Annotated in this window: 27 protein-coding genes; 11 read left to right on the top strand and 16 right to left on the bottom strand. The window is 60.7% G+C overall.

Annotated elements, in window-relative coordinates; translation table 11 throughout:
• Nucleotides 1-249: 249 nt before the first annotated feature.
• Nucleotides 250-1,320: a protein YgjJ gene (gene ygjJ, locus V8N38_RS10080; protein WP_060440188.1), complete on the top strand. Its 1,071-nt coding sequence runs from the start codon at nucleotides 250-252 to the stop codon at nucleotides 1,318-1,320.
• Between the two features lie 17 nt (nucleotides 1,321-1,337).
• Entirely contained in the window at nucleotides 1,338-3,713 is a 2,376-nt protein-coding gene (ygjK, locus tag V8N38_RS10075) for an alpha-glucosidase (RefSeq protein ID WP_147840277.1), read from the top strand.
• A gap of 43 nt (nucleotides 3,714-3,756) precedes the next feature.
• Here ygjK and V8N38_RS10070 read toward each other — a convergent pair whose 3' ends face one another.
• On the bottom strand, nucleotides 3,757-4,182 hold the full coding sequence (locus tag V8N38_RS10070) for a universal stress protein (protein WP_015377548.1): 426 nt from the start codon (nucleotides 4,180-4,182) through the stop codon (nucleotides 3,757-3,759).
• A 147-nt stretch (nucleotides 4,183-4,329) separates the two neighbouring features.
• Nucleotides 4,330-4,848: a hypothetical protein gene (locus tag V8N38_RS10065; RefSeq protein WP_049202527.1), complete on the bottom strand. Its 519-nt coding sequence runs from the start codon at nucleotides 4,846-4,848 to the stop codon at nucleotides 4,330-4,332.
• Nucleotides 4,849-5,084: 236 nt separating this feature from the next.
• On the opposite strand from V8N38_RS10065, the gene metQ reads away from it, so the two are divergent.
• The 5 genes from metQ (at nucleotide 5,085) to lhgO (ending at nucleotide 10,996) form a co-directional block, all read left to right on the top strand.
• Entirely contained in the window at nucleotides 5,085-5,900 is an 816-nt protein-coding gene (gene metQ, locus V8N38_RS10060) for a methionine ABC transporter substrate-binding lipoprotein MetQ (protein ID WP_060443277.1), read from the top strand.
• 186 nt (nucleotides 5,901-6,086) lie between these two features.
• On the top strand, nucleotides 6,087-7,121 hold the full coding sequence (locus V8N38_RS10055; protein ID WP_049202560.1) for a TAXI family TRAP transporter solute-binding subunit: 1,035 nt from the start codon (nucleotides 6,087-6,089) through the stop codon (nucleotides 7,119-7,121).
• A gap of 13 nt (nucleotides 7,122-7,134) precedes the next feature.
• Nucleotides 7,135-9,090 carry a TRAP transporter permease gene (locus V8N38_RS10050; RefSeq protein ID WP_147840278.1) on the top strand — a complete coding sequence of 652 codons (1,956 nt, stop codon included), beginning with the start codon at nucleotides 7,135-7,137 and terminating at the stop codon, nucleotides 9,088-9,090.
• On the top strand, nucleotides 9,087-9,806 hold the full coding sequence (locus tag V8N38_RS10045) for a FadR/GntR family transcriptional regulator (protein WP_147840279.1): 720 nt from the start codon (nucleotides 9,087-9,089) through the stop codon (nucleotides 9,804-9,806). The genes V8N38_RS10050 and V8N38_RS10045 overlap by 4 nt, the downstream gene beginning before the upstream one ends.
• Complete coding sequence (lhgO, locus tag V8N38_RS10040) at nucleotides 9,806-10,996, top strand: L-2-hydroxyglutarate oxidase (protein WP_147840290.1); 1,191 nt, start codon at nucleotides 9,806-9,808, stop codon at nucleotides 10,994-10,996. The genes V8N38_RS10045 and lhgO overlap by 1 nt, the downstream gene beginning before the upstream one ends.
• 29 nt (nucleotides 10,997-11,025) lie before the next feature.
• On the opposite strand, the gene V8N38_RS10035 is transcribed toward lhgO, so the two are convergent.
• From V8N38_RS10035 to V8N38_RS10015, 5 genes are all read right to left on the bottom strand, one after another.
• Complete coding sequence (locus tag V8N38_RS10035) at nucleotides 11,026-11,790, bottom strand: SDR family oxidoreductase (RefSeq protein ID WP_049274233.1); 765 nt, start codon at nucleotides 11,788-11,790, stop codon at nucleotides 11,026-11,028.
• A gap of 139 nt (nucleotides 11,791-11,929) precedes the next feature.
• Entirely contained in the window at nucleotides 11,930-12,850 is a 921-nt protein-coding gene (locus tag V8N38_RS10030; RefSeq protein ID WP_087762341.1) for a sugar ABC transporter substrate-binding protein, read from the bottom strand.
• A gap of 63 nt (nucleotides 12,851-12,913) precedes the next feature.
• Nucleotides 12,914-13,954: an ABC transporter permease gene (locus V8N38_RS10025; protein WP_025160279.1), complete on the bottom strand. Its 1,041-nt coding sequence runs from the start codon at nucleotides 13,952-13,954 to the stop codon at nucleotides 12,914-12,916.
• 15 nt (nucleotides 13,955-13,969) lie between these two features.
• Complete coding sequence (locus tag V8N38_RS10020; protein WP_049202519.1) at nucleotides 13,970-15,454, bottom strand: sugar ABC transporter ATP-binding protein; 1,485 nt, start codon at nucleotides 15,452-15,454, stop codon at nucleotides 13,970-13,972.
• A gap of 75 nt (nucleotides 15,455-15,529) precedes the next feature.
• Complete coding sequence (locus V8N38_RS10015) at nucleotides 15,530-16,459, bottom strand: sugar ABC transporter substrate-binding protein (protein WP_033642730.1); 930 nt, start codon at nucleotides 16,457-16,459, stop codon at nucleotides 15,530-15,532.
• 484 nt (nucleotides 16,460-16,943) lie between these two features.
• On the opposite strand from V8N38_RS10015, the gene V8N38_RS10010 reads away from it, so the two are divergent.
• From V8N38_RS10010 to dcuR, 3 genes are all read left to right on the top strand, one after another.
• The gene (locus V8N38_RS10010) at nucleotides 16,944-17,786 is read left to right on the top strand and encodes a class I fructose-bisphosphate aldolase (protein ID WP_047727766.1); all 843 of its coding nucleotides are present in this window, start codon (nucleotides 16,944-16,946) and stop codon (nucleotides 17,784-17,786) included.
• A gap of 125 nt (nucleotides 17,787-17,911) precedes the next feature.
• The gene (locus V8N38_RS10005) at nucleotides 17,912-19,525 is read left to right on the top strand and encodes a sensor histidine kinase (RefSeq protein WP_147840280.1); all 1,614 of its coding nucleotides are present in this window, start codon (nucleotides 17,912-17,914) and stop codon (nucleotides 19,523-19,525) included.
• Entirely contained in the window at nucleotides 19,518-20,237 is a 720-nt protein-coding gene (gene dcuR, locus V8N38_RS10000; protein WP_060419412.1) for a two-component system response regulator DcuR, read from the top strand. The genes V8N38_RS10005 and dcuR overlap by 8 nt, the downstream gene beginning before the upstream one ends.
• A gap of 37 nt (nucleotides 20,238-20,274) precedes the next feature.
• On the opposite strand, the gene V8N38_RS09995 is transcribed toward dcuR, so the two are convergent.
• The 4 genes from V8N38_RS09995 to fabV all read right to left on the bottom strand — a co-directional run bounded on the left by V8N38_RS09995 (nucleotide 20,275) and on the right by fabV (nucleotide 22,775).
• The gene (locus V8N38_RS09995) at nucleotides 20,275-20,610 is read right to left on the bottom strand and encodes a hypothetical protein (RefSeq protein WP_147840281.1); all 336 of its coding nucleotides are present in this window, start codon (nucleotides 20,608-20,610) and stop codon (nucleotides 20,275-20,277) included.
• A gap of 43 nt (nucleotides 20,611-20,653) precedes the next feature.
• Nucleotides 20,654-20,959, bottom strand: a complete 306-nt coding sequence (locus V8N38_RS09990; protein WP_084826386.1) for a hypothetical protein — start codon at nucleotides 20,957-20,959, stop codon at nucleotides 20,654-20,656.
• Nucleotides 20,960-21,130: 171 nt separating this feature from the next.
• Entirely contained in the window at nucleotides 21,131-21,349 is a 219-nt protein-coding gene (locus V8N38_RS09985) for a hypothetical protein (RefSeq protein WP_064291234.1), read from the bottom strand.
• A 226-nt stretch (nucleotides 21,350-21,575) separates the two neighbouring features.
• A complete protein-coding gene (fabV, locus tag V8N38_RS09980; RefSeq protein ID WP_048322950.1) occupies nucleotides 21,576-22,775 on the bottom strand; it encodes an enoyl-ACP reductase FabV in 1,200 nt (399 codons plus the stop codon).
• Nucleotides 22,776-23,061: 286 nt separating this feature from the next.
• On the opposite strand from fabV, the gene V8N38_RS09975 reads away from it, so the two are divergent.
• Complete coding sequence (locus tag V8N38_RS09975) at nucleotides 23,062-23,364, top strand: hypothetical protein (protein WP_147840282.1); 303 nt, start codon at nucleotides 23,062-23,064, stop codon at nucleotides 23,362-23,364.
• A gap of 50 nt (nucleotides 23,365-23,414) precedes the next feature.
• Here the strand turns inward: V8N38_RS09975 and V8N38_RS09970 are convergent, their stop codons facing one another.
• The 5 genes from V8N38_RS09970 to yobA all read right to left on the bottom strand — a co-directional run bounded on the left by V8N38_RS09970 (nucleotide 23,415) and on the right by yobA (nucleotide 26,510).
• Nucleotides 23,415-23,765 carry a DUF4377 domain-containing protein gene (locus tag V8N38_RS09970; RefSeq protein WP_060419421.1) on the bottom strand — a complete coding sequence of 117 codons (351 nt, stop codon included), beginning with the start codon at nucleotides 23,763-23,765 and terminating at the stop codon, nucleotides 23,415-23,417.
• Between the two features lie 135 nt (nucleotides 23,766-23,900).
• On the bottom strand, nucleotides 23,901-24,308 hold the full coding sequence (locus tag V8N38_RS09965) for a hypothetical protein (protein WP_100396266.1): 408 nt from the start codon (nucleotides 24,306-24,308) through the stop codon (nucleotides 23,901-23,903).
• Nucleotides 24,309-24,798: 490 nt separating this feature from the next.
• Nucleotides 24,799-25,140, bottom strand: a complete 342-nt coding sequence (locus V8N38_RS09960; RefSeq protein WP_025302452.1) for a YebY family protein — start codon at nucleotides 25,138-25,140, stop codon at nucleotides 24,799-24,801.
• A gap of 69 nt (nucleotides 25,141-25,209) precedes the next feature.
• On the bottom strand, nucleotides 25,210-26,091 hold the full coding sequence (gene copD, locus V8N38_RS09955) for a copper homeostasis membrane protein CopD (protein WP_060440195.1): 882 nt from the start codon (nucleotides 26,089-26,091) through the stop codon (nucleotides 25,210-25,212).
• A gap of 2 nt (nucleotides 26,092-26,093) precedes the next feature.
• Entirely contained in the window at nucleotides 26,094-26,510 is a 417-nt protein-coding gene (gene yobA, locus V8N38_RS09950; protein WP_046686875.1) for a CopC domain-containing protein YobA, read from the bottom strand.
• Nucleotides 26,511-26,633: the final 123 nt, after the last annotated feature.

Raw genomic sequence — 26,633 nt, 5'->3', positions numbered from 1 at the left:
CGGGCCAGCGCACGCTCATGCCAGCCGTTGCCGGGCGCCTGCAGCGAAAGATACCCATTTCGCCCGCTGTGATCAAGTTAACGATTTACTGATTTAAGCGTATTTTTTACTAAATATTTTACTAATATACCTGCCGTTTACTGCCCCATGAGGGCGGACTTTTTCTCTTCTCCCAGGGATCCGGGAGCGACCTCGCGTGAGCCGCCGCTCGGCTGACGTTCCGATCCATCCAACACCAGGCTATGCCCCATGAAATCACTAAGCCATCACGCCCTGTTGCCCTTGTTGCTGCTCGTTAATGCGCCCGCTTGGGCGGCGCAGGAACCGGTGACCCCGGCGGAGCGCAATCAGCTCCCGCCGCCGCCGCTACCCGATAGCACCGCGACCGCCCTGCGTTTTTACGGCGAGCTCGGCATCGGCGGCAGCGTCTATTTGAACGGCGAACATCAGCATCAATACAGCGACGGCACCTATATCGAAGGTGGCCTGGAGATCAAACGGGGACACTGGTTCGGCCTGATTTACGGCGAAGGCTGGACCGTGCAGGCGGACAGCCAGGGCCACGCCTGGACGCCGGACCACAGCTGGGGCGGCTTCGAGGGTGGATTGAACCGCTTTTACGGCGGTTACCGCACCGACGACGGCACCGAGATGATGCTCAGCGTGCGCAACGATTCGTCGCTCGACGATTTGCAGTGGTGGGGCGACTTCACGCCGGAGTACGGCTACGTGATCCCCAACACCCGCGATCTCAGCTACGCCGCCAAGCTGCAAAACCTGACCGGGCGCTTTCGCTACAGCGTGACGGCGGCCCCGGAAAGCCGCATCGACGAGAGCAAGGCACTGCTGCACTTCGGTAAATACGACCGCTATTCCGACAAGTATACCTACCGGGCGATGGCCAATGGCTACACCCAGTACGACCTACAGGAGAATCTGACGCTGCTGACCGGCCTGGAAGTGACCGACGGGCTGGGGCAGCTGTTTCTGCTGGGGCTGCGCGGTAAGCACCTGGCCGGCCGCGTCTGGCACCACACCGGCAAAGGCGACAGCGGCGGCCATCCCGGCAGCGAATCGGGCCTGATGCTCAGCGCGATGACGGAAACCGCCAAAGGGCTGTATCTCTCCACCGCCTACAGCTACGCCCGCCACCGGTTTGATCGCGCGGCGGACACCGCCACCTCATACGCCCAGTTTGGCGTCTGGTACGAATACGCCGGCGGCAAACTGGCCACCGCGCTGGACAGCAAATTCTTCATGCGCAACGACAGCACCGGTGCCAGCAACTCGGTGTTTCTGATGCAATATTTCTATTGGTAACCGTTGAGGCTCCTACGATGAACATGACTCCCCTGACCCCGCTGGCCACCGCCCTCATCCTCGCATGGGCGCTGACGGGCTGTGTGCCGAAAACGCCCGACGCCGACGCCCCGTTGGCCGAGCGCTATAAAAACGTCATCGACCGCCGCGGCGCGCCGCACTTTATGCTCGATTACGATTTCGACGATCACCAGCGCTTCAATCCGTTCTTCGATCTCGGCGCCTGGCACGGCCACCTGTTGCCGAGCGGGCCGGAAGGCATGGGCGGTTTCCCCGGCCCGGCGCTGCTGACCGAAGAGTACATCAACTTTATGGCCAACAATTTCGATCGGCTCAGCGTCTATCGAGACGGTAAACCGGTGCATTTCACCATGACGGCCTACAGCCTGCCCGGCGCCCTGGTGCAGCGGCTCAGCGCGCCGGGCGTGACCGTCAACCTGACGCTGCGCTTCGCCGCCGCACGCACCTCGCTGCTGGAAACCCAAATCCTGACCGACACGCCGCTGGAGCTGGTGTGGGACGGTGAATTGCTGGAGCGCTACGCGGCCAAAGAGCAAAAACCGCAGCCGCCGGCGACCCTCGAGCAGGCGTTTCCGGACTATACGCGCCGCATTGTGCCGACGGCTGACGGCCTGCGCGTCACCTTCGGCAAGGTGCGCGCGCCGTCGCAGCTGATGACCTCGGGCCAGTCCGAGTATCAGATCCACAAATCGCTGCCGCAGCGCACCACGGTCGACGGCCACCGCTTCCGCGCCACGGCGCGCATCACCGGTTCCACCACCCTGTACACCACCTACTCGCACCTGCTCACCGCCGAAGAGGCGCAGCGCGAACAGCGCGCTATCGCCGATATCCTCGCTCACCCGCAGCGCTATATGGCCGCGTCGGCCCAGCGTTGGGAACGCTATCTCGCCACTGGGCTCAGCAACCCGCACGCCACGCCGGAACAAACCCGCGTGGCGGTCAAAGCGATGGAAACGCTGAACGGCAACTGGCGCGGCGCAGCCGGGGCGATGAAGTTCGACTCGGTCACCCCGTCGGTGACCGGGCGCTGGTTCTCCGGCAACCAAACCTGGCCGTGGGACACCTGGAAACAGGCCTACGCCATGGCGCACTTCAACCCAGACGTGGCCAAGGACAACATTCGCGCAGTGTTCGCCTTCCAGATCCGACCGGGCGACGCCCTGCGCCCGTGGGACGCCGGTTTTCTGCCCGACCTTATCGCCTACAACCCCAGCCCGGAGCGCGGCGGCGACGGCGGCAACTGGAACGAGCGCAACACCAAGCCGAGCCTGGCGGCCTGGGCGGTGATGGAGGTGTATCGCGTCACCGGCGATAAGGACTGGCTGGCGGAGATGTACCCGAAGCTGGTGGCCTACCATGACTGGTGGCTGCGCAACCGCGATCACAACGGCAACGGCGTGCCGGAGTACGGCGCCACCCGTGACAAAGCGCACAATACCCCCGACGGGCGCATGTTGTTTACCGTCAAACGCGGGCAGCGCGAGCAAACGCTGGCCGGCCTCGACAATTACGATCGCATCGTGCGCGAGGGGCAGTACGACAGCATCGAGATCCCGGCGCAGACCGCCGCCTCCTGGGAGTCGGGCCGCGACGACGCGGCGGTATTCGGCTTTATCGATCCGGATCAATTGGCGCGCTACGTGGCGCAGGGCGGCAAACGCGAAGATTGGCAGGTAAAATTCGCCGAAAACCGCGCGCCGGACGGCACGCTGCTCGGCTACTCGCTGCTGCAAGAGTCGGTGGATCAGGCCAGCTATATGTACAGCGACAACCGCTATCTGGCGGAGATGGCCGATATTCTGGGCCGCGGTGCCGAGGCCGCTGCCTTCCGCGCCAAAGCCGACCGGCTGGCGGCCTACATCAACACCTGCATGTTCGACAAGCAGAGCGGTTTCTTCTATGACATCCGCATCGAAAGCCAGCCGTTGGCCAACGGCTGCGCCGGCAAACCGATCGTCGAACGCGGCAAAGGGCCGGAAGGCTGGTCGCCGCTGTTCAACGGCGCCGCCAGCCAACCGCACGCCGATGCGGTGGTCAGGGTGATGAAGGATCCGCGCGAGTTCAATACCTACGTGCCGCTCGGCACCGCGGCGCTGACCAATCCGGCGTTCGGCGCGGACATCTACTGGCGCGGCCGCGTGTGGGTCGATCAGCTGTATTTCGGCCTCAAGGGCATGGAGCGCTACGGCTATCGCGACGATGCGGTGGCAATGGCGCAGGCCTTCTTCCGCCACGCCGACGGCCTGGTCGCCGACGGGCCAATCCGCGAGAACTACAACCCGCTCACCGGCAAGCAGCAAGGCGCGCCGAATTTCTCCTGGAGCGCGGCACACCTGTACATGCTGTATAACGACTTCTTCACGCAATAAGCCGCAGCGGCCACCGCCATCGTTGCCCGGCGGTGGCCCGCGTTTATGAGCGGATCGGGATCACCAGCACGTCGATATTCAGCTGGTTGATGGCATTGCGGGTGGAAGAAAACAGGTTGCTCCACAGATCGTGGTGATGGCCGAACACCAGCAGATCGATGTTCTTATCCACGACTGCCGTACGCAGTTCGTCGACGAAGCCGCCGCGCCCGATAATCACCTCCGCGATCGGGTAATTGACGTTTTGCGTGGTGGGCTCCAGCTCTTTGCGGATCTTCTCTTCGAACGGCACGCCGTCATAGCTGCGCTCCGAAAAGCCGATCGCCGCGTGGTAGGTGTCGTAGTGAACGTCCACATAGATCAGCGAGAGTTTGGCCTGCAGCGCCTCCGCCAGCAGCGCCCCCTTTTCGACCAGCCGTTTGCCGTCATCGCTCAGATCGGTGGCGATGACAATATGGTGGTAACACATAGCGCCTCCTGTCATGGACTCGGTAGAGCCGAGGCTCCGATATCACGCCGGGGTCATATCGTTATGGTTAATTTTAGTTCAGAAATGGCGCGTATGACGGGTGGCGACGCGGTGGGAAAGCCCCGTTACCGGGGCTGAAGGCAAAAATTACTTCTCGCGCTGCGCCTCAAACCAGACGTTGCACAGCGACAGGATCAGCGTGTTGGCGTCTTTCACCAGCACGTTATCGCCGGGCACCCCATCGGTGCCCTGATCGGTGATACCTTTGATGGCGGTATCCGCGTGCTGAATGGCCACGCGTTCGACCGACGGCGTGCTGATGCCCAGCATCGGGAAATCGATGTAGGAGCTGCTGCCGGAATTGTCCTCGACAAACTCCTGCGCTTCTACGGTGCTAACGGTGGCCCCTTCGCTTTTCAGCGCCGTGCCGTTCCAGCTGAACGCATCCGCTTTGTAGCTGATTTTGCCGCCGATCAGGCTCTGCGCCTGCTGTTGATCCCAGCAGCCGGTGGTCTGGGTCGGCACAATTTTACTGACGCGCCAGTTGCCCAGCAGCTGTTTGGGGATCGGCCCGGTATCGCTCTCCGCCGCCCGAACCTGAGTCGCCGAGACGCAGGCCAACACCACCAGCGGCAGCAGCGCCTTGCTCCAAGTGTTCAATCGCATTGTCTTTTCCTTCGTTTCAGTACCCAGTCTGCCCTCGCGGGCCAACGGCTATCATAATAAGCCCGCCGATTCGCCGTCAAAACAATCCGCACCGCACCGGGAGGCGGCCGCTCATAGCTAATCGCTATGAGTCATAGTGAATCAGTATTTTGTTTTAGCCCAGCGATTACCTACAGTCACTGCCACTATTCTGCCCGCCCAAATTAGCAGGCAATGTTGACAAGGACCCTGGGAAAATGACATTTACGCTGAAAAACCTCACCCTGGCGCTGGCCGCCGCCGGCACGCTGCTGCTGACCGCCTGCGGCCCGACGGCACAGGACGATCACCACATCAAGGTCGGCATCAGCGCCGGTATCGATCAGTCGCTGTGGGCGGTGGTACAAAAGGTCGCCAAGCAGAAATACGATCTGGACGTGGAGGTGGTGACCTTCAACGACTACGTGCTGCCGAACGAAGCGCTGAACAACGGCGATCTGGACGTCAACGCCTTCCAGCACAAGCCGTATCTGGACAAGCAGATGCAGGAGCGCGGCTACAAGCTGGCGGCAGTGGGCAACACCTTCGTCTACCCGATCGCCGGCTATTCGAAGAAGATAACCGCACTCAGCCAACTGCCGGACGGCGCGCAGGTGGCGGTGCCGAACGATCCGACCAACCTGGGCCGCTCGCTGCTGCTGTTGCAAAAACAGGGGCTGATCACCCTGAAAGAGGGCGTCGGCCTGCTGCCGACCGCGCTGGACATCGTCGGCAACCCGAAAAAGCTGAAGATCGTCGAGATTGAAGCGCCGCAGCTGCCACGCGCATTGGACGACCAACAGGTGACGCTGGCGATCATCAACACCAACTATTCCAGCCAGATCGGCCTGTCGCCGGCCAAGGACGGGCTGTTTGTCGAAGACAAAAACTCGCCGTACGTCAACATCTTCGCCAGCCGCATCGACAACAAAGACAGCGAGAAAGTGAAAGATCTGGTCAAGGCCTATCAGACCGACGAAGTGGCGGCCAGCGCCGCCGACATCTACAAGGGCGACGCCGTCAAAGGCTGGTAACCCTCCCCCGCATGCCCGTGGCGCCCGGCCACGGGTTTTTCATTTCCGCCCCCCGCTGCATCGTTCAATTTTCGCCCGCTCAGATCACAAATCAAGCACTGCGCTTTAGGTGAATAAAGCTGCCATGTTGTATACAAGTTTGCGTAAATGTTTTCTATTTGTTTCAAAAAACCGCTGGGGAAAATAATGAAAAATAGAAAAATCAAAACGTTGCTTGTTACCTGCGCCGTGGTCGGCGCCGCGTTGTTGGCCATCGCCGGCAAAGCGGAAAACGCCGATAAAACCTTCCTCTCCGTCGCCACCGCCTCCACCGGCGGTACCTACTACCCGATGGGCGTCGGGCTGGCCAACGTCTGGAGCAACCGGCTGAAGCACCAGGGGATACAGGTCACCGGCCAATCCTCCGCCGGCTCGATCGAGAATATCGACCTGCTGCAAAAAGACGAGGCTCAGTTGGCGATTTTGCAAAGCCTGATCGCCGTCGAAGCCTATCAGGGCGTGCGTAACTTCGACGGCCGCGCCTACGGCGATCTGCGCTCCATCTCCATGCTGTGGCCCAACGTCGAACACTTCGTGATGCTGGAAAGCCGGGTGAAAGACGGCACGCTGAACGATATCGCCGGCACGCGCTTTTCCGTCGGGCCGCAGGCCAGCGGCACCGAACAGTCGACGATGATCATCCTGCAGGGCGTCAACCTGACCAAAAAGTCGCTGTCGGCGGAATACCTCGGCTACGGCGACACGGTTTCCGCGATGCGCGACGGGCGCCTGGACGGCGGCGCCCTGCCCGCCGGGGTGCCGGCCGCCGCCGTCACCGATATGTATGCCAGCGGCGTGCCGGCACGCATCCTGGAAGTCACCGACGAACAGCTGGCCAGCATCAACGCCATCGCCAACTCCTGGTTCCGTTTCGACATCAAGGCGGAGACCTACCCGCGCCAGCCCAAGGCGGTCGCCACCATCGCACAGCCCAATATTCTGGTGGCCCTCAGCCGGCTCGATGAAAAGTTGGTGTACGACCTGACCAAAACGATGTTCGAGAACCTGCCGGAAGTGCACCAGGTACACAGCTCGGCCAAATACATCTCGCTGGAAAATGCGCTGAAAGGCGTTTCGGTGCCGCTGCACCTCGGCGCCTATCGCTACTACCGCGAAGCCGGCGTCGAGATACCCGATTATCTGATCCCGCCGGAAGCCGCCGCGCTGGCCGCTAACCCTTAATCCAGGAGGACGTATGAGCACTCACTCTTCTTCACCGCAGCCCGCCGTCGATCTGGACAAAGAAGCCGGCGCCGGCAACCGGCCGCTGAGCGGCATCTATTTGCAGCTGGCAACCGTCCTGGCGATCGCCATCTCCGCCTATGCCATCTACGCCAACGCGCTGTCCAACACGCAGGAGTTCTACCGCAACACCACTTTCCTGAGCGGTATTCTGATCCTGGGCTTTATCCTGTTCCCCTTCTCGGCCCGGTACGCCACCCGCAGCTTCAACCGCTGGGACTATTTGTTCATCATCCTGACGCTGGTCAGCTACGGCTATTTCTACGTTAACTACGTCGATCTGCACGTGGTGCGCAAGAGCATCCCCAACGCCACCGACTATGTGATGGCAGCGATCGGTATCGGCGTGCTGTTTGAAGCCGCGCGGCGCACCACCGGCTATTTCATCCCCGGCCTGGCGAGCTTTGCCATTCTCTATGCGCTGTTCGGGCAATACTTCATGGGCATCTTCGGCCACGGCGGCTTCTCGGTAGAACGCCTGCTGTATCGGCTATTCATGACCGGCGAGGGGATTTTCGGCATCACCCTGTCCACTGCCTCCACGGCCATCGTGGTGTTTATTCTGTTCGGTGCCTTTCTCAGCGTCAGCGGCGCGACCGCGCTGTTCAACGATCTGGCGCTGGCCGCCGCCGGACGCCGCCGCGGCGGCCCGGCCCAGGTGGCGGTGATCTCGTCGGCACTGACCGGCTCGTTGAGCGGCAGCGCGGTGGCCAATGTCGCCACCACCGGCACCTTCACCATTCCGCTGATGAAAAGCATCGGGTTGTCGTCCCGCTTCGCCGGCGCCGTGGAAGCCACCGCCTCCACCGGCGGCATGATCATGCCCCCCATCATGGGCGCAGCGGCGTTTATCATGGCCGGTTTCCTCGGCATCTCGTACACCACCATCGTCATCGCCGCCATCGTGCCGGCGCTGCTCTATTACGCCGCGCTGATCATGGCTATCGATCTGGAAGCCAAGAAACAGGGCCTGAAAGGCATCAACAAGGAGAACATCCCTCAGGTGCGCGCGGTGCTGAAGGCGCGCGGGCTGCTGCTGCTGCCGCTCGTCATCGTTATCGGCACGCTGCTGCTGGGCAAAACGCCGATCTATGCCGGCTTCCTCGGCATCATTGCCATCATCGTCGCCAGCTGGCTCACCCCCGACAGTTCGGTGCGCATGACGCCGAAAAAAATCGCGCTGGCCTTGAATGACGCGGCGCGCGGCTCGATCCAGGTCACCATCGCCTGCGCCGCCATCGGCGTGATCATCTGCGTGGTGACCATGACCGGCATCGGCTCCACGCTGGCGTTCAACATCGTCGCCATGACCGACAACACCCTGTGGATGATCCTGCTGGTGGTGATGCTGGTGTGCATCGTGCTCAGCATGGGGCTACCCTCGACCGCGCTCTACATCGTGGTAGCGGTGACCGTGTCGCCGATCCTGATCAAAGCCGGCGTGCTGCCGCTGGCGGCGCATTTCTTCGTGTTCTGGTTCGGCGCGTTGTCCAACATCACGCCGCCGGTGGCGCTGGCCAGCTACACCGCCGCCAGCATCGCCCGCGCCGATCCGATGCAAACCTCGTGGGACGCGGTGCGCCTGGCGCTGCCGGGCTTTATCATCCCGTTCATTCTGGTCTACAACCCGATGCTGTTGATGCAGGGTGACGATCTCAACCCGCTGTCGGTGCTGCATATGGTGATCAGCGCGCTGGTGGGGATCTACGCCCTGTCGATCGCCAGCGCCAATTTCTGGCTGATGAAGACCCACTGGCTGGAGCGGGTGCTGTTTACCGCGGCGGCGATTTTACTGATCAAACCGGGCCTGATGACCGATCTGGGCGGTGCGGCCCTGATCGCCGCCGCCGCCGCCATGCACCTGCTGCGCTATAAACAGCGCGCCGCGCTGCCGGGAGGCGCGTCATGATCCGCAAGGTCACGCGCCAGAAAGCCTCCCATCAGGTGCTGGCGCAGCTGAAAGCCGGTATCAACGACGGCACCTTTCCGGTCGGCGAGAAGCTACCGTCGGAAAACGTGTTGGCGGACGCGTTCGGCGTCAGCCGGGTGCCGGTGCGCGAGGCGCTCGGCGTACTGGAGGTCAGCGGCATCATCTCCTCACGCCAGGGCGGCGGCCACCGGGTGGAACAGCATTCGCTGCTGAGCAAATACGAACCACTGGTGATGGAGGTAGCCGACCGCCGCGAGGTGGAAGCGCTGCTGGAAATGCGCGAGGTCATGGAGCAGCAGGCGGCGCGCATGGCCGCCGAGCGCCGTACCGAACAGGAATTGCAGGCGATCGAACAGGCGCACCTCGCCTTTCGTCACTGTACGCTGAACGACGGCCAGATCGGCTATCGGCAGGATTACCTGTTCCACCGCGCCATCATGCAGGCTTCGCATAACCCCTTTTTCGTGCAGATCCTCGATAACATGCACGAGCTGTATCTGGGGGTGCTGGTGTACTCGCTCAGCAAAAACCTAGGGCGGCAGGCCGAGCGCCAGCGGGTGATCGACGAACATGAGCGGGTGTTTATCGCCATTCGCGACGGCGATGCGGCGGCGGCCACCGCCGCCATGCAAAACCATCTGAACAACGTACGCGGCAAATTACGCCGCCTGGAAAACGAGGAGCAAGAGCCGTGATGTACGACGCGATCGTTATCGGTGCCGGCCTGGTGGGGCTCGGCGTGGTGAATGCGCTGCAGGAAGCGGATCCGCAGCGGCGCATTCTGATCCTGGAAAAAGAACGCGGCCCGGCGGCGCACCAAAGCGGCCACAACAGCAACGTGGTGCATTCCGGCATTTACTACACGCCCGGCAGCCTGAAAGCGCAGTTGGCAAAACAGGGCAACCGCAGCATGTTCGCCTTCTGCCGCGAACATGACCTGTATTACGATCAATGCGGCAAGGTGATTGTCGCCACCCAGCTAAACGAACTGGATCGGCTGGAGAACATCTATCAGCGCGGCCTGCAAAACGGCCTGCAGGTCACCCGGCTGTCACAGGCGCAGCTGCGGGAGCGCGAACCGCACGTCAATGGCCTTGAAGCGCTGCTGGTGCCCGACGCCGGCATCGTCAACTACGCGGAGGTGGCCGCCAAGCTGGCGGAGATCATTGTACGGCGCGGCGGCGAGATCGCCTACGGCCATCAGGTTGAGGCCATCCGCGAGCACGCCGCCGGCGTCACCGTCACCGCCGCCGGCGACACCTTCGAGGGACGGCTGCTGATCAACTGCGCGGGGCTGTTCAGCGATCGCATCGCCAAACTGACCGGTTACGAAACCGGCATGAAGATCGTGCCGTTCCGCGGTGAATACTATGTGTTGGACGACGCGAAAAACCACCTGGTCAACCATCTGATCTACCCGGTGCCCAACCCGGATTTCCCTTTCCTCGGCGTGCACTTTACCCGCATGTATAACGGCAAACGCGACGTCGGCCCCAATGCGGTGTTGGCCTTCAAACGCGAAGGCTACCGCAAATGCGACTTCAGCCTGCGCGATCTGAGCGAGGTGCTCGGCTATCGCGGCTTTTGGAAAATCGCCGGCAACTACCTCGGCGAAGGACTGGCGGAAATGCGCCGTTCGCTGTCGCGCCGCCGCTTTGCCGAGAACGCCCGTCGGCTGATCCCGGCGCTGCAGGAGCAGGATATCCGGCCCGGCCCGGCCGGCGTGCGCGCTCAGGCGCTGACCGCCGACGGCAAGCTGGTGGACGACTTCCATTTCGTGCAGGGTAAACGCTCGCTGCACGTGTGCAATGCCCCTTCTCCGGCGGCGACTGCCTCGCTGGAGATCGGCCGCGAGATCGTGCGCCGCCACCTGTCCGCTTTCTGACGCCCGCTGAGGCCACGGCGCCCGTGGTCTCAGCCGCGCTGGATGGACACGCCACCGTCCACCAGCATCGCGGTGCCGGTGACAAATGAGGAAGCGTCAGACGCCAGATACAGCGCCGCCTGCGCGATCTCCTCCGGCATCGCCAGCCGCTTCAGCGCGTGCAGATCGGCCACCTGCGCCAGCGCCTCCGGGGTATTGCTCATCTGCCGGCCCATCGCCGTATCGGTGCCGCCCGGCAGCAGTGCGTTCACCCGAATGCCGCGCCCGCCGAACTCCACCGCCAGCGCCTGCGTCAGGCCGATCAGCCCCGACTTGCCGGCCGCATAGGCCGCCGTGCCGGGAAACGCCGCGGTGTGGCCGACGAAGGTGGAGGTGAAAATCACCGAGCCCGCGCCGCGCGCCAGCATGGCGGGGATTTGATATTTGGCGCCGTAGTAGGCGCTCGACAGATTGGTTTCCAGCACCTCGCGCCATTCTGGCGCGGTGAGCGCCAGCGACGGCCCCAGCGGCCCCAACGTGCCGGCGTTGTTGAAGGCGATATCCAGCCCGCCGAATTCGTCGACCGCCGTCGCCGTCAGCCGTTCGGCGAAGGCTTCATCGCGCACGTCGCCCGCCACCGCGAGCGCCCGGCCGCCCTCGCGCCGAATGTCCTCCACCAGCTCCGCCAACAGCCGCTCGCGCCGCGCCCCCAACACCAGCGCAGCCCCCTGGCGGGCGAACAGCAGCGCCGCCGCCCTGCCGATCCCCGAACTGGCGCCGCCGATCACCGCCACCTTGCCGTTCAATGCGTTCATCGCTCATCCTCACGCGGTTTAAAGATCCTCAGTGTGAAGCAAGATCCCGCGCCGCGCTGGCCGCAAGCGGACATGTAACTGACGCCAATAAAAAAGGCGCTGCAAGCAGCGCCCCGGCAACGCGAATCTGACGGTTAACTCACGGCCTGGCCGCATACTTCTGCATCGTGGCCGGCGTCACCAGCTCGAACGGGATCCAGTAATACGGCTCGAGCTTTTCACCGTTGATCATGCGCTGCGCCACATCGACCGAGGCTTTGCCCTGCCCGACCGCGTCCTGGAACACCGTGACCTGCATCTTGCCGGAGGCCAGCGCCTTGAGGCCGTCCGGCGTGGCGTCGATGCCGCCGATCAGCACTTTCTTGTCCGCCTTGCCCGCCTGCTGCAGCGCCATGATTGCGCCGATCGCCATCTCGTCGTTGTTGGCGGCGACGATGTCGATCGCTTCGCCGTTGGTCAGCCAGTTCATCATCAGGTCCATACCTTCACTGCGTGAATAGTTGGCGCTCTGCTTCTGCACCACCTTCATTTTCGGGTACTTGCTCACCACCTGCTCCACGTCTTTGGTGCGCTGCAGCGCGCCGGCGTCGGTCAGGTTGCCGATCATCACCGCCACGTTGCCCTGATAGCCGGCCAGCCGCGCCAGCTCTTCCATCTGCAGCGTGCCGGATTCCCGCTCGTCGGAGCCGACGAACACCACGCCCTGCGGCAGTTTGGCGTCGCCCGGCGTGCGGTTCACGTACACCAGCGGCACGCCGGCGGCCTGGACCATTTTGGTCATCACCGGCGTGCTGGCCGAGTTGACCGGATCGACGATAATCGCGTCCACCCCGGCGCTGATAAAGCTCTGCACCTGATCGGTCTGACGGCCGACGTCGCCGCGTGCGTCCTCAAACTGCACGGTGATGCCGCGCGCCTTGGCCTCCTTGTCGATCGCCTGGCGGATGATGGTGAGGAAGTTCTGGTCGAAATAGGCCATCGACACGCCGATGGTTTGCGCCCATGCCGGGGTAGACGCGCACAGCGCCACCGCCAGCCACAGCCCTTTCAGGTAATTCATGATGTGTCCCCCGGTAAAAAAACGCCGCCGGCCAACCCTGGCGCCGGCGGCAATTCACGGCAATCAGTGTTTTTTGCGGTTGCGCCGCATGTCGATCGACACGGCGGCGACGATAATCACGCCTTTGATGATGTCCTGAATGTAAGAATCGACGCCGATAAAGGTGAAGCCGCTTTTGATCAGGCCGAGGATCACCGCGCCGATCAACGTGCCGGTGATGCGCCCGACGCCGCCCATCAGGCTGCTGCCGCCGATCACCGCCGCGGCGATGGCGTCCAGCTCGTAGGACATCCCCATGCTCGACTGGCCGCTGCTGACGCGCGCCGCCAGCACCACGCCCGCCAACCCCGCCAGGCCGCCGGCGATGGTGTAAACCGTCACCAGGTACTTATTGACGTTGATGCCGGAAACCCGCGCCGAGGTCATGTTGCCGCCGATGGCGTAGATGTATTTGCCGTAGCGGGTGTGCTTGAGTGCGATATGGAAGATCACCGCAATCACCAGGAAGATGATCACCGGCATCGCGCCCTGGCCGATTGACGTGAAGCCGTCCGACAGGAAGCTGACCGGGTTGCCCTTGGTGTAGTACTGCGCCAGGCCGCGCGCCGACACCATCATCCCCAGCGTGGCGATGAACGGCGGAATGCCGGTGCGGGTGATCAGGAAGCCGTTGATAAAGCCGCAGACGATGCCCACCCCGATCCCCGCGCCGATCGGGATCGCCGCCGGCAGATCGAGCAGCCCCGGATACATCGGCGAGATGCTGTCCGAGGTCTGCGCCAGGCTGGCCGCCACTACCGCAGTCAGCGCAATCAGCGAGCCGGAGGAGAGATCGATGCCGGTGGTGATGATCACCTGGGTGACGCCCACCGCGATGATGCCGATGATCGCCACCTGCAGCACGATCAGCAGCAGGCGGTTCGGGTTCAGCAGGAATGACTGATCGCGCATGTACCAGCCGAGGATTTCGAAGATCAGCGCGATGCCGATCATCACGATGAAGATACCGGTATCCTTCGGCATTTTGCCGCTCAGCCCGGAGAACAGCGTTCCCTTGCCCGTTGAATCGGCGGAGAGCGGCTTCTCAATCTTTACGTTACTCATGATGTTCACCCTTCGTTATTCTGAGGCCAGCGCCAGGATCTTCTCCTGGTCCGCGTCGTCTTTGTCCAAAATGCCGGTGATGCGGCCGCCGTGCATCACCATCACCCGGTCGCTCATGCCGAGGATCTCCGGCAGCTCGGAGGAAACCAGAATGATGGCGACGCCGCGGTTGGCCAGCTCGCTGATCAGGCGGTAAATTTCCGCTTTCGCCCCCACGTCGATACCGCGCGTCGGTTCATCGAGGATCAGGATTTTCGGCTGCGCCAGCAGCCAGCGCGCGATCAAGACCTTCTGCTGGTTGCCGCCGCTGAGGTTATTGATGATCTGATCCATGGTCGGCGTTTTGATGTTGAGCTTTTTAATCTGATCCATGCAGTCTTTGGCCATCTGCACGTGGCTGACGAAACCGTTCTTGCCGATGTATTCCGACAGGTTGACGATGCTCATGTTCTCGACCACCGACAGCACCAGAAACAGGCCGGATTTCTTGCGGTCTTCGGTGAGGAACGCCAGCCCGCTCTCGATCGCCTTCGCCGGGGAATCCACTTTCACCGCCTGGCCTTCGATAAAGATCTCGCCGCCGTCCGCCGGGTGCATGCCGAACAGGCTCTCCATCACTTCGCTGCGCCCGGCGCCCACCAGCCCGGCAACGCCGAGGATCTCGCCGCGCTTGACGCTAAACGATACGTCATGGAACCAGCCGCTGCGGCGCAGCCCCGCCACCCGCAGCACTTCCTCGCCGATATTGTTGTTGAATTTGGGGAACATCTGCGTCAGTTCGCGCCCCACCATCATGGTGATCAGCGACTGTTTGGTCAGGTTTTCGGTTTTGTCGCAGGCGATGAAGGTGCCGTCGCGGAAAATGCTCACTTCGTCGGTGATGGCGAAGATCTCATCCATCTTGTGGCTGATATAGATGATGCCTTTGCCTTGCTCGCGCAGCTCGCGAATGATGGCGAACAGGTGCACCACTTCGCCTTCGGTCAGCGCCGAGGTCGGTTCATCCATGATCAGCACGTCGGCGTTGTAGGATACCGCCTTGGCAATCTCCACCATCTGTTGGTTGGCGATGCTCAGCTCGCCCACCAGCGTTTCCGGCTGCAGTTTGATGTTCAGCCGCGCCAGCAGTTCGCGGGTCTGTTCGTTCAGCTGTTCGTGGTTGACGAACCCCAGCCGCGCCGGTTCGCGCCCCAGCCAGATGTTTTCCGCCACCGTCATGTAGGGCACCAGGTTCAGCTCCTGGTGAATCATGGAAATACCCGAATGCAGCGCCTGCAGCGTATCGCTGAAGGTGACCGGCCGGCCTTTGATTTTGATCGAGCCTTCGTCCGGGTGGTAGATGCCGATCAGGCATTTCATCAGCGTCGATTTGCCCGCGCCGTTTTCCCCCATCAGCGCGTGCACGCTGCCGGGTTTGATTTTAATCGAGACCTTATCCAGCGCTTTGACGCCGGGGAACTGCTTGCTGATGCCTTCGGCCTCAAGAACATAAGGGTACATACCGCTTACCTCCGCACTGACCCACGTTTTCCGCCGCGCTCGCCCCACACCGGCGCCCGCGGCGGGCTTCAAGGCTTATTTCTTGTTTTTATCGGCGAATTGCTGGTAATTGGCCTGGGTGATCAGCTGGTAAGGGATCAGCACGTTGCTTTCCACTTTCTCGCCTTTCACCAGTTGAACGGCGGTCTGCACCGCGCCTTCGCCCTGGCCTTTGGCGTCCTGGAACACGCTCAACGCCAGATCGCCCTTCTTGATGAACTCCAGCGCGTCCGGCGTGCCGTCAACGCCGGCCACCAGCACGCCGGATTTCTTGGCCTGCTTCAGCGCCAAAATAGCGCCGATGGCCATTTCGTCGTTGTTGGAGGCGATGGCGTCTATCTGCTGGCCGGACAAAATCCAGTCGGTGGTAACGTCCACCGCCTCTTTGCGGAAGAACTTGGCGGTTTGCTTATCGACTATTTTGATGCCGGGATAGTTGGCCGCCACCTCTTCCACGCCGCGGGTGCGGTCGCGCGTGGCTTCACTCGACAGCTCGCCCATCAGGATCATCACGTTGCCCTTGCCGTTCATCAGCTTGGCCAGCGCTTCCATCTGCAGCTTGCCGGCCAGCTTGGAGTCGGAGCCGACGTAGGCCATGCCGGCCGGCAGCGCCACTTCCGGCTTGCGGTTGACGAACACCAGCGGGATCTTGGCCTTCTCGGCCAGCTTGATCATCGGCTTGACGCCCTGGGTATCCACCGGGTTGAGGATGATGGCGTCGACGCCCTGGCTGACGAAGTTTTCGATTTGTTGAATTTGCTGCGCGATGTCGCCCTTGGCGTCTTCGAACTGGCCGCTGACGTTGCCGTCGGCCTTCATTTTGTTTTGCATCGACTGGCGCAGAATGGTGAGGAAGTTGTCATCGAAGTAAGCCATGGAAACGCCGATCTTGATGTCTTTCGCCAACACGCTGGCCGGCAGCATGCACATCAGTACCGAGGCGGCGATCAGTTTCTTCAGCTTCATGTTCGTTACCCTTTAATCGTTAGAATGAAGAGGTCTGTTGGTTGACAGCTAATGAAAAATATTTTTTACATTCAAACAACAATACGGTCGGTGTTATCCCTTTGATACGGCGAATTTACCGCGTTATCGCCGTATAAAGGTCGTTGGAAAAATGGTGATCAATATCTCAAAACAGATTAAAAACAACCAATTGAAATAAACCCCTAGCACAACAAACGGCACCTTCAGCACGTTTTTAAATGTTTATTTCATAATTTAGATTATTGAAACTTTTTAACCCAAACAAGCGAAACATGCATTTTGGAATGGCTTATTAACAAAAACATGACACGGATCTAACAAATGAAATGAAAGCCGCCGGCGAGCGTTCCTCTTTCGTGCGCCGGCAAAAACTGCGAGCGGCCACGCAGTTTGCGGTTTCCGCGTTTCCCGACCATCCTTACTCGGCAATAATGGACATATCCCTATCTCAGGAGGACCTGACATGCAGCTCAGCAGTAAGGTGCGGATGAACCGCCTGTTCAACAACGGCAAGTGCCTGGACGTGGCGATCGATCACGGCATCGCCAACGAACCGGATTTCTTGATCGGCCTGGAAGATATCGAACGGGTGATGGGCAACCTGATCGCCGCGCGCCCCGACGCCATTCAGGTCAACTACGGCCAGGCGGATCTGCTGCAGCGCGCGCCGCAGCGCGAAAAACCGGCGCTGGTGATGCGCACCGACGTCGGCAACGCCTATAACGCCGCGCGCCACCGCGAAATGTGGGCGGTGCTGCACAACCCGGAGGCGCCGATCCTCGCGGCGCTGCAAATGGACGCCGCCGCGGTGGTGGTCAATCTGTATATGATCCCGGATGAGCCCGGCATTTTCCGCCAGTGCGTGGAAAACATCGGCCGCCTGCGCCACGCCTGCGATCAATACGCCATGCCGCTGATGATCGAACCGCTGGTGATGGCCCCGGCCGGCCAGGGCGCCGCCTACGGCTCGCTCGGCGACGTGGAGAAGATCGTGCCGCTGGTGCGGCTGGCGCGCGAGCTGGGCGCCGACATCATCAAGGCCGACCCGACCGAGCGGGTGGAAGACTTCCACCGCGTGGTGGAAGCGGCGCGCTGCCCGACGCTGGTGCGCGGCGGCGGCAAGGGGGAGCTGGGGCCGGTGCTGGAGAAATCCGCCGCGCTGATGGCCCAGGGTGCCTCCGGCATGGTCTACGGCCGCAACGTCTATCAACACAGCAATCCGTCGCAGGTGGTGCGCGCGTTGATGGCAATCATCCATCAGGGCGCCAGCGGCCAACAGGCGCTGGAGATCTACCACCAGCAGTGACCCGCTTTTGTAACTAAAATAAGCCCCCCGCTCCCCGGCAGCATGCTATAACCTGCTGCCGGTAACTGCAGCTTGCCTCATTCCTCGCTAGAATACGCCGTGATATCGCCATTCGGAGAACCGCCATGCCAAAACAACGGGTGCCGCTCAAGCTGAGCTCCTCCATCACGCTGATGGTGTCCGCCATCATCGCTTCGGTGCTGCTGGTGGTATTCGCGCTGTTTTTCGTGCAGATGAGCCGCGAGGGGCAAGATCAGCTGCAGCAGAAAGCCATCGCCGTCGCCAATACGCTGGCGCTCTCCAGCACGGTGGTTGACGGCCTGCAGCGGCGCGACCAAAGCGGCGCCATTCAGCGCTTCGCCGAGCAGGTGCGCCATCAAAACGAGCTGCTGTTCGTGGTGGTGGTGGATATGCAGGGTATCCGCTATTCGCACCCCAAACCCTGGCTGATCGGCCAGCATTTTATCGGCGACGATCTGGCGCCCGCGCTGCAAGGCAACGTCAACAGCGCCATCAACCGCGGCACGCTGGCCCCGGCGCTGCGGGTGTTCGTGCCGGTGTATGACGCGCAGAAACAGCAAATCGGCGTAGTGGCGCTCGGCATCGCGCTGGATACCGTGCAGCGGGTGGTGGCGGAAAGCCGCTGGATCATCTATTGGACCATCGCCTTCGCCGCGCTGGTCGGCAGCCTAGGCACCTTCTTCCTGGTCTCCGCACTCAAGCGCATCATGCTGGGTTTCGAGCCTTACGAAATCTCCAACCTGTTCGAACAGCGCAACGCCATGCTGCAATCGATTAAAGAAGGCGTGATCGCGGTCGATAATGAATCCCGCATCACCATCGTCAACGACGAGGCCAAGCGCCTGCTGCGCCAAAGCGGCCCGGTGGAAAACCTGCTGCTGGAAGCCGCCAGCAAGCATTGGCCGGCGCAGCTGCATCTGGCGGAGGTGCTGGCCAGCGGCAAACCGCTGCGCGATCGGCAGATCAGCTTCAACGGCAGCGAACTGCTGACCAATACCGTCCCGGTGATCGTCAACGGCCAGGTGACCGGCGCCATCGCCACCTTCCGCGACAAGACCGAGGTCAGCCGCCTGCTGCAGCGCCTGAGCGGCATGGCGCACTACGCCGATGCGCTGCGGGTGCAGTCGCACGAATTTATGAACAAGCTGCACGTGATACTCGGCATGCTGCACATGAAGGCCTACCAGCAGTTGGAAAACTACATCATCAATACCGCCAGCAACTATCAGGAAGAGATCGGCGCGCTGCTGCGCAAGATTCACTCGCCGGAAGTGGCGGGCTTCTTCATCGGCAAGATCAGCCGCGCCCACGAAGCCGGCGTTGAGCTGACCATCGAGGAAACCAGCCTGCTGCCGGAAACCGACGACGCGGAAACCACCCATGTGCTGATCAGCGTGCTCGGCAACCTGATCGAAAACGCCATCGACGCCATCGACGGCGTTGAGGGCCACGAGATCGGCCTGAGCTTCCATCACCACGACGATCAATTACACTGTATCGTCAGCGACGACGGCCCCGGCATCGATCCGGTGATCGGCGCGCGCATCTTCGAACACGGATTTTCTACCAAGGGAACGGGACGCGGCATTGGCCTGGCGCTGATCCGCAGCCATCTGGAGAAACTGGGCGGCAGCATCGATTTCGAATCCGAACCGGGCGAGCTGACCCAATTTTTCGTGCACCTTCCCTATCAGGCCAAGAGCAGAGCCCATGATTAACGTACTGATTGTCGACGACGACCCGATGGTGGCGGAGCTGAACAAATACTACCTGAGCCAGGTCAGCGGTTTTCACTGCCAGGCGACGGTCGCCACCCTGAACCAGGCGCGCGCCCTGCTGGCCGATGCCGACGTCAGCATCGATCTGGTGCTGCTGGATATCTACATGCAGCAGGAGAACGGGCTGGATCTGCTGCCCGGCCTGCGCGAACTGGGTGAGAAGACCGATGTGATCATCATCTCCTCCGCCAGCGACGTGAACACGGTGCAAAAGGCGCTGCACTACGGCGTGGTGGATTATCTGATCAAACCGTTCCAGTTCAGCCGCTTCAAGGAGGCGCTGAGCCACTACCGGCAGCAGTCGCAGATTCTGGCGCAGCGCGAGTTTTCGCAGGCCGACGTCGACAGCCTGCTGCGCCGCCAGCCCGGCGGCCAGGAGAGCAAGAAGCTGCCGAAGGGGCTGACCAGCATTACCCTGAGCACGGTGTGCGAGTGGATCGAACAGCAGCATGACAGCGAATTCTCCACCGACAACCTGGCCAACGCCATCGGCATTTCGCGGGTGTCCTGCCGCAAGTACCTCATCTATCTGGCGGAGAGCGGCATTCTCGGCACCCGTATTCTGTACGGCGCCACCGGCCGCCCGGTCTATCTGTATCAGCTGAAACCGGACGCGATCGCCATGCTGAAAGAGCATTGCCGCCCGGCCTAAACGACGCCGGGCGCTGATGGCGCCCGGACGGTTAATGTTAGAAGCTGTGCATGTAACACTTCGCCTCGCGGTGAGGATCTTTCGAGTGTCTCCGCAGGCAGCGCTGCTTTTTCTCCTGCTGTTCCAGGTGATGCTGCTGCCGTTTGGCGCTCTCTGCCGCCTCGCGCTGCTGTTCGCGCGCAATCGCCTGCTCGTTGGCCAGCGTCAGATTATCGACATTCCACACCTTGTGGCGCAATGCGTCGCGCTTTTTCTGATACTCCTCGGTGACCTTGCTGTCCTTCGGCGCCGTCGCATGGTATTCCAAATCCACCCGCGCCTGCGCGAAGCTGGCGCAACACAAGGCCGCGCCGGCCAACACTATCCTTTTCATTAATGATTCCTTTTACATCGTTTTACTCTGCGCGCACGCCGGCTCAACAACCGTTCGGCGATGCCGGCGGCTTTTCCTCTGAACGGGGCGCGCGCTGCCCGCCGGTGACGGGCGCTTTGCCGGGCTCGATACCGCACTCCGCCAGCCGCGCCAGCTCTTCCGCATCGCGCTCTGCCGGTGTCGCTTCCTCGCTCATTTCCTGCCGCAGATCCTGCGCCAGCGCTTTCAGCCGCTTTTGAAACAGCACCGGCGACACGCCTTCACATTGCCTGTCGTAGCGCGCCGCGCCGGCGCTTTGGCTTAGCGGCAGCAACAGCAAGAGAAAGATCGCGGCCATGTCCTTCGCCATGGGCAACTCCTTTGATTACACCGAAATAAACCGGCAGTTCCCTATAAGGAAAACGAATTGTCTGCTAACGCAATAAATGGTCGGGCCACGGCAGAATAACGCAGGAAAGGTAAACCCTCCGACAATATCGACAGAATGCGCGCATTAATTTGGCTGAATATATTTAGCGGCTTAACGATCGAATATTTTCGACCCATCGAAGGTGCCGCCAATGCCAACATTTCCTTCGTGCAATACCGAGGAGGCGGACTCGCCCGCCATGATGCGCTGCCGCTGCTCCCGCGTGGCAGGCTGCGGCTGAGACCAGTCTGGGGACGTCGACGTCGGCTGAATCGCGCTGCAAGCGCTCAACAACAATAACGATGCCGGGGCCCAATAACGCCATGTCATCGTTTTCTCCTTAAAGGAAATAAAATACCCGCAGCCGGCGGCAAGGGTAAATAAAAAAATGACTTTCTTTAGTTTAATAACCGCCGTTATTTCAACGCCGCCCGTCGATGTTAATCACCTGGTTAACCTATTAACCTGAAATAAACATTTTCGCTTAGCCACCCGATAATTCGCGTGCAATAAAAAAGGCCGGGCTAACCCGACCTTGTTTGACCGCTCGACGCGCTTAGACCAGTTCGATCACATCGAAGTTGGCTTCGCCGCTCAGATCGGCGTCGTAGTCAACGCCCTGCAGACCAAAGCCGAACAGGCGCAGGAATTCCGCCTTGTAGCCCTGGTAATCGGTCAGTTCGTTGATGTTGTTGTCGTTCAGCTGCTGCCAGATTTCACGGCAGGTTTCCTGCACGGCGTCGCGCAGCTCCCAGTCATCCAGACGCAGACGGTGTTTCTCGTCGGTGTCCGGCGCCGCACCGCTGTACAGCTTGGTGGCGAACAGACGCTGGATCTGCTCGATGCAGCCTTCGTGAATGCCCTGCTCCTTCATGATCTTGAACACGATGGAGATATACAGCGGCATTACCGGAATGGCGGAGGAAGCCTGAGTCACTACCGACTTGAGCACCGCAACGTAAGCCGCGCCGCCTTTGGCCTGCAGCTTCTGGTTGATGGCGTGCGCCGCGCGATCCAGATCTTCTTTCGCCTTGCCCAGCGTACCGTGCCAGTAGATTGGCCAGGTCAGATCGGTACCGATGTAGGAGTAAGCGACAGACTGCGCGTTATCCGCCAGCACGCCCGCTTCGTCCAGCGCGTCCATCCACAGCTGCCAGTCCTGGCCGCCCATCACCTTCACGGTGTCGGCGATTTCTTGCTCGTTGGCCGGCTCGACCACGGCTTCAACCAGCACGTCTTTGTTGGTGTCCAGCGCGACGGATTTGTACGGCTCGCCGATCGGCTTCAGTGCGGAACGCACCACTTCGCCGGTTTCCGGCATCTTACGCACCGGCGAAGCCAGCGAGTAAACCACCAGGTCAACCTGACCCAGGTCTTTTTTAATCAGATCGATCACGGTCTGACGGCACTCGTTGGAGAATGCATCGCCGTTGATGCTTTTCGCGTACAGGCCTTCTTCTTTAGCTGCCTTGTCGAAACCGGCGGAGTTGTACCAACCGGCGGAACCGGTTTTGCCTTCGCTGCCAGGCTTCTCGAAAAATACGCCGATGGTGGCCGCACCGCTGCCGAAAGCGGCATTGATGCGCGAGGCCAGACCGTAACCGGTGGATGCACCAATGACCAGCACCTTTTTAGGCCCGTTTTTCAGTTCGCCGCGCGACTTAACGTAGGCGATTTGCTCACGGACGTTGGCTTCACAGCCTGCCGGGTGAGCGGTGGTGCAGATAAAACCACGAATTTTAGGTTTGATAATCATAGTAATTTTTTCTTGGTAGCTAAAAACCGAAGGACAATATACCTGATTTTCTCGATATACTTAAGAAAGTGCGAAAACAAGCGCAGTGAACAGACCAGTTTAGTCGAGGGATCAGGGTTGCCCAACTCCGCATAGTGCTGCCTCCACGCGCCACGCGTCGCACCCTCAGCGCGTTCAAGCCTTCCCTCTTCAAATCAGCAAAAGTTGATCATGCTTCTGGCGTTGCGTTATGGTGTGGCTGTTTTTCGGTCGAATATCAGGGAAGATAAAATCACCAGGAACAGTAATGGAACCGACTTTATATTATATTCTTTCAACTCTCGCTGCCGCGGCCTGTCTGGCCGTGAAATACGGCTTCAGACCGCCTCTGGGTTCCAAGGGTTATGTCGTTCTGGTTACGATATGCTTTTTAATCCTTTGCTGGCAATTTACCCTTTTTGCCAACGGCAACGCGATGTTTATTGCTGACTCTGAAACATGGGCCAAAGAAAATTGGCCTCTACGCTACTGTGCGTTGGGGTTTGCTCTTGCACATGCCTTCTCCACTTTCGAATCCTCCAGAAGAAAGAAAAAAGACAAACTTTCCTGAAGACGTCACCACCAAATGAAACGCCATTTGGTGGTGACAAGGTAGATCCATTACGCCTTGTTCTTTTCCATCTGCTCAATCAGCGTATAGCGCAGCGATGAAGCATCGGCCGGCACGTTCTCCACCGGAGTAACAAGCACTTTCAGCCGATACTGATAGCCCGGTTCGAAGGTGAAACCCTCGATACCGGTATAGAACAACTCCCACGGCTGCTGCGCGGAACGGCGCACCTGCATGCACTTCATCGGGCCGACGCCCACGCAGTCCACCAGCGCGCTGTTCACCAGCAACACCTCCGTTTGGCCGCCTTTCTCGTTCGCGGGCTGATTCATCGAGGTTCCCTCCTGGCTGCAGCCGGCCAGCGCGGCCAACGCAACAAATAACAACGCTTTAATTTTCAATGTACTGCACCAATAGTCATGTAGGTCAGGCGATCCTAACAAATTGACTGGATGAATTGAACCTTGCTCCGTATCACAGGAGCGACATTATTCGTTCGCGTTTATTCTCCAAACTCACGCGTTACAGGACAGCGGTCATGACGGTACGCTGTCGTTTTTATCATCGCCCGCAATGATAAAACCGGCATCACGAATCGCCGCCTTCACCTGCCTGGCGTCCATCACCGCCGTTTTCACATAGCCAAAAAAGGCCACCCGCACGCCGGGCAAACGGATTGGCGTCGCCAGTTGGGCACTGAGTTCGAGATTGCGCTGCGCCATCAGCTCGGCACGCGCCTGCCAAAACGCGGCGGGATCGGAAGGGGTTTCAGTGGCGTTTTCGAACAGAGACGCCAATTCGCTCAGCGCCTCCCACTCCGCCAACAGGGCGGCAACCACTTCAGGATTAGCTACCTGCCCCCAGTCAGAGGGTAAAACCCCCTCACGCCACGCATCGAGATAGCCGGGCAGCGCCCTCTTCAACCGACTCAACCGATCGTTCAAAACAGGTTTCCTTTTACAACGCCTAATACCTTGATATTCCCCATAATGCCACTTTCGTTTAACCGGTGATGGGAGCAATGACCGGAGCTTATCAGCGCCATAAATGACGTAATGACTTTTGGTGCGGCTAAATTAGCGATATGTGCGGGTGGGGAGTGAAACGGGAGCTCGGGCTTATGGCTGTGACGCGAAAAGAGGAACGGGGATTGTTGCTGGCGTCTTAAGTGAAATTTACTTATAAATCAATCACACAAAAAAAGACCGAATACGATTCCTATATTCGGTCTAGGGAAATGGCTCTTGGGAGAGAGCCGTGCGCTAAAAGTTGGCATTTAATGCAGGGCTTGTTCAGCCGTGCACTTTAAGAGTAGCCTACCGCGCCAGTTTTGCCAGCCGCCCAGCGGCCGCGTGATAGTTTCGTGACGAAATAACTATGCGGCAAATGCGCATCAATCCGCGCGCGCTGGGCAAGGCGTTGGCAAACAAGCGGTTAGTCAGCGCACAGCTTCTCGGCGCGTTCAATGAACGGCGCCAGGCTCATTTTTTTCCCCGGTTCGGCAGGGTCGTCCAGCAGGAGCACCTCCAGCGGTTGCGCGCGCTGATGGCCCTTCTTCACCTGCTGCTCCGCTGCGTCGTTGAGCGGGTATTGCATCAGAGTGCTGTTGTTGAGCACGAACAGCGCGCCGCCGCTGCGGCACTGCAGCGTCACTTCTTCCTTGGTGAACGCCCACTGTTTGCCGTATTCCAGTTTGGTGATGTTCACCAGTTTGTCTGCCGCCAGCGCGCCGGTCGCGGTTGCCAGCAGCGTAATGCCGAGTAATACCGATTTCATGTGTTGGCCTTAAGGTTGCTATTCACGTCGATTTTCCCGCAGCTTGCCCGGTTGCGGCAAGCCGAAATGTCAAACCGGCGCATAGGTTGCAAATAAACTGACCAGCAGCAGCACCGCCATCCCCAACCCGACTTCGAGCCAGCAGGCCAGCACCACGCCGCGCTGCGCCAGCGCCGGCACGCGGCTCATTGCCGGCACGATGGCGTAGCGATTGGCCAGCGCCACCATCACCATCAGCGCCACCAGCGCGGTTTTGATCAGCAGCAGGCGCTGATAAGGCGAGCCGAGGTTGAGCGGCCAACCGCCGAGAATGATCAGGCTGTTGACGATGCCGGTGACGATCACCGCCGCCACCGCCAGGTGCCCCCAGCGCGAGAAACGGATCAGCGTGGTGATGGCGTCGCTGCGCCACTGCGGCGGCTGCAGGTAACGCAGGCAAACCAGCAACGGCGCCAGGCAGCCGAACCAATAACCGGCGGCCAGCAGGTGCACCGCATGGTTGGCGCGGTGCAGCACGCCCAGCGTGCCTTCGTGCATCGCCGCGTGGCCGATGAACGCCAGGCTGACCAGCAGCAACGCCGAACACAGCGCCAACGCCTGCGCGCGCGGCCGTTCCGGCAGCAGCAGGCTCAGGATCGCCAGCAGCGACAGGCCCAGATGCCAGCGCCACACTTCGCCGAAGGTGGTGCCGAGCACCGCCCACCAGACCTCCAGCCGCCAGGCGTCTTCCCAACCGTCGCCCATTTGCCCGGCTTGAATGGCCAGCAGCGCCACGGCGGAAAGCCCGGCAATCCAGGTGCCGGCAAGCAGCAGCGGGCGCACATCGCGGGAGAGGATCGGGGAGAGGCGCTGCGGTGACAATAAGGCGGTGAACAGACTGATGCCGAACATCAGCATCACCGCCGCAAAGTGCACCAAGCGACACAGAACGAACAGGGTCGCCAGACTCACGATCAGTTTACGGTGAAGCTGTACTGGCCTTTGGTTTTATGCCCGTCGACCGAAACCACATGCCAGCTGACGTTGTATTTGCCCGCGCTCAGTTCGCCTTCGATCGGCACATTGACCTGGGTGTTGTTGTTCGGATCGAGCTGCAGCTTGCCGGTTTTCACCACGGCGTTGTCTGGGCCGGTGATTTTCACGCCGCTGAAGTTCGGCTCGATGCCTTCGGAGAAGCTGAGGGTCAGCGCTTTCGGCGCCGGGCTGACGCTGGCGTCGGCCTTCGGCGTTTCCACTTTCAGATGGGCGTGCGCCAGCGCTTGCTGCGAAGACAGGCCGACGAACAGGACGAAAACGGTGGAAAGCAGGCGACAGGAGGAACGAATTTTACCGATCACAGTGGTATCCCTTAACAGTATAAAGAGGGTCATAAGGGTTAAGGCCACAGCCAAGGCGATGTATCAGCGGCCCCAACCCACCGCAAGTGATTGCGCCACGGGTAAACAGAAAAACGGGTTGTATCGGCTAACCCGCTGTTTTGACTCTACCATCCC

Origin of the sequence: Serratia nevei (assembly GCF_037948395.1) — a bacterium.
GTDB lineage: Bacteria > Pseudomonadota > Gammaproteobacteria > Enterobacterales > Enterobacteriaceae > Serratia > Serratia nevei.
Note: the sequence above shows the minus strand (reverse complement) of the source record. Positions and strands in the feature narration are given on the sequence as shown.

Bases quoted from the DNA above. Each gene is read 5' to 3' on its own strand.
- V8N38_RS10025 (WP_025160279.1), bottom strand. From the start codon at position 13,954: ATGAGTAACGTAAAGATTGAGAAGCCGCTCTCCGCCGATTCAACGGGC.
- V8N38_RS10045 (WP_147840279.1), top strand. From the start codon at position 9,087: ATGATCCGCAAGGTCACGCGCCAGAAAGCCTCCCATCAGGTGCTGGCG.
- V8N38_RS09990 (WP_084826386.1), bottom strand. From the start codon at position 20,959: ATGGCGAAGGACATGGCCGCGATCTTTCTCTTGCTGTTGCTGCCGCTA.
- V8N38_RS10065 (WP_049202527.1), bottom strand. From the start codon at position 4,848: ATGCGATTGAACACTTGGAGCAAGGCGCTGCTGCCGCTGGTGGTGTTG.
- V8N38_RS10010 (WP_047727766.1), top strand. From the start codon at position 16,944: ATGCAGCTCAGCAGTAAGGTGCGGATGAACCGCCTGTTCAACAACGGC.
- ygjK (WP_147840277.1), top strand. From the start codon at position 1,338: ATGAACATGACTCCCCTGACCCCGCTGGCCACCGCCCTCATCCTCGCA.
- lhgO (WP_147840290.1), top strand. From the start codon at position 9,806: ATGTACGACGCGATCGTTATCGGTGCCGGCCTGGTGGGGCTCGGCGTG.
- V8N38_RS10020 (WP_049202519.1), bottom strand. From the start codon at position 15,454: ATGTACCCTTATGTTCTTGAGGCCGAAGGCATCAGCAAGCAGTTCCCC.
- V8N38_RS09995 (WP_147840281.1), bottom strand. From the start codon at position 20,610: ATGAAAAGGATAGTGTTGGCCGGCGCGGCCTTGTGTTGCGCCAGCTTC.
- fabV (WP_048322950.1), bottom strand. From the start codon at position 22,775: ATGATTATCAAACCTAAAATTCGTGGTTTTATCTGCACCACCGCTCAC.
- V8N38_RS10030 (WP_087762341.1), bottom strand. From the start codon at position 12,850: ATGAATTACCTGAAAGGGCTGTGGCTGGCGGTGGCGCTGTGCGCGTCT.
- V8N38_RS10015 (WP_033642730.1), bottom strand. From the start codon at position 16,459: ATGAAGCTGAAGAAACTGATCGCCGCCTCGGTACTGATGTGCATGCTG.
- V8N38_RS10035 (WP_049274233.1), bottom strand. From the start codon at position 11,790: ATGAACGCATTGAACGGCAAGGTGGCGGTGATCGGCGGCGCCAGTTCG.
- ygjJ (WP_060440188.1), top strand. From the start codon at position 250: ATGAAATCACTAAGCCATCACGCCCTGTTGCCCTTGTTGCTGCTCGTT.
- V8N38_RS10055 (WP_049202560.1), top strand. From the start codon at position 6,087: ATGAAAAATAGAAAAATCAAAACGTTGCTTGTTACCTGCGCCGTGGTC.
- V8N38_RS09960 (WP_025302452.1), bottom strand. From the start codon at position 25,140: ATGAAATCGGTATTACTCGGCATTACGCTGCTGGCAACCGCGACCGGC.
- V8N38_RS10050 (WP_147840278.1), top strand. From the start codon at position 7,135: ATGAGCACTCACTCTTCTTCACCGCAGCCCGCCGTCGATCTGGACAAA.
- V8N38_RS09985 (WP_064291234.1), bottom strand. From the start codon at position 21,349: ATGACATGGCGTTATTGGGCCCCGGCATCGTTATTGTTGTTGAGCGCT.
- yobA (WP_046686875.1), bottom strand. From the start codon at position 26,510: ATGACCCTCTTTATACTGTTAAGGGATACCACTGTGATCGGTAAAATT.
- V8N38_RS10070 (WP_015377548.1), bottom strand. From the start codon at position 4,182: ATGTGTTACCACCATATTGTCATCGCCACCGATCTGAGCGATGACGGC.
- V8N38_RS09975 (WP_147840282.1), top strand. From the start codon at position 23,062: ATGGAACCGACTTTATATTATATTCTTTCAACTCTCGCTGCCGCGGCC.
- V8N38_RS10005 (WP_147840280.1), top strand. From the start codon at position 17,912: ATGCCAAAACAACGGGTGCCGCTCAAGCTGAGCTCCTCCATCACGCTG.
- dcuR (WP_060419412.1), top strand. From the start codon at position 19,518: ATGATTAACGTACTGATTGTCGACGACGACCCGATGGTGGCGGAGCTG.
- metQ (WP_060443277.1), top strand. From the start codon at position 5,085: ATGACATTTACGCTGAAAAACCTCACCCTGGCGCTGGCCGCCGCCGGC.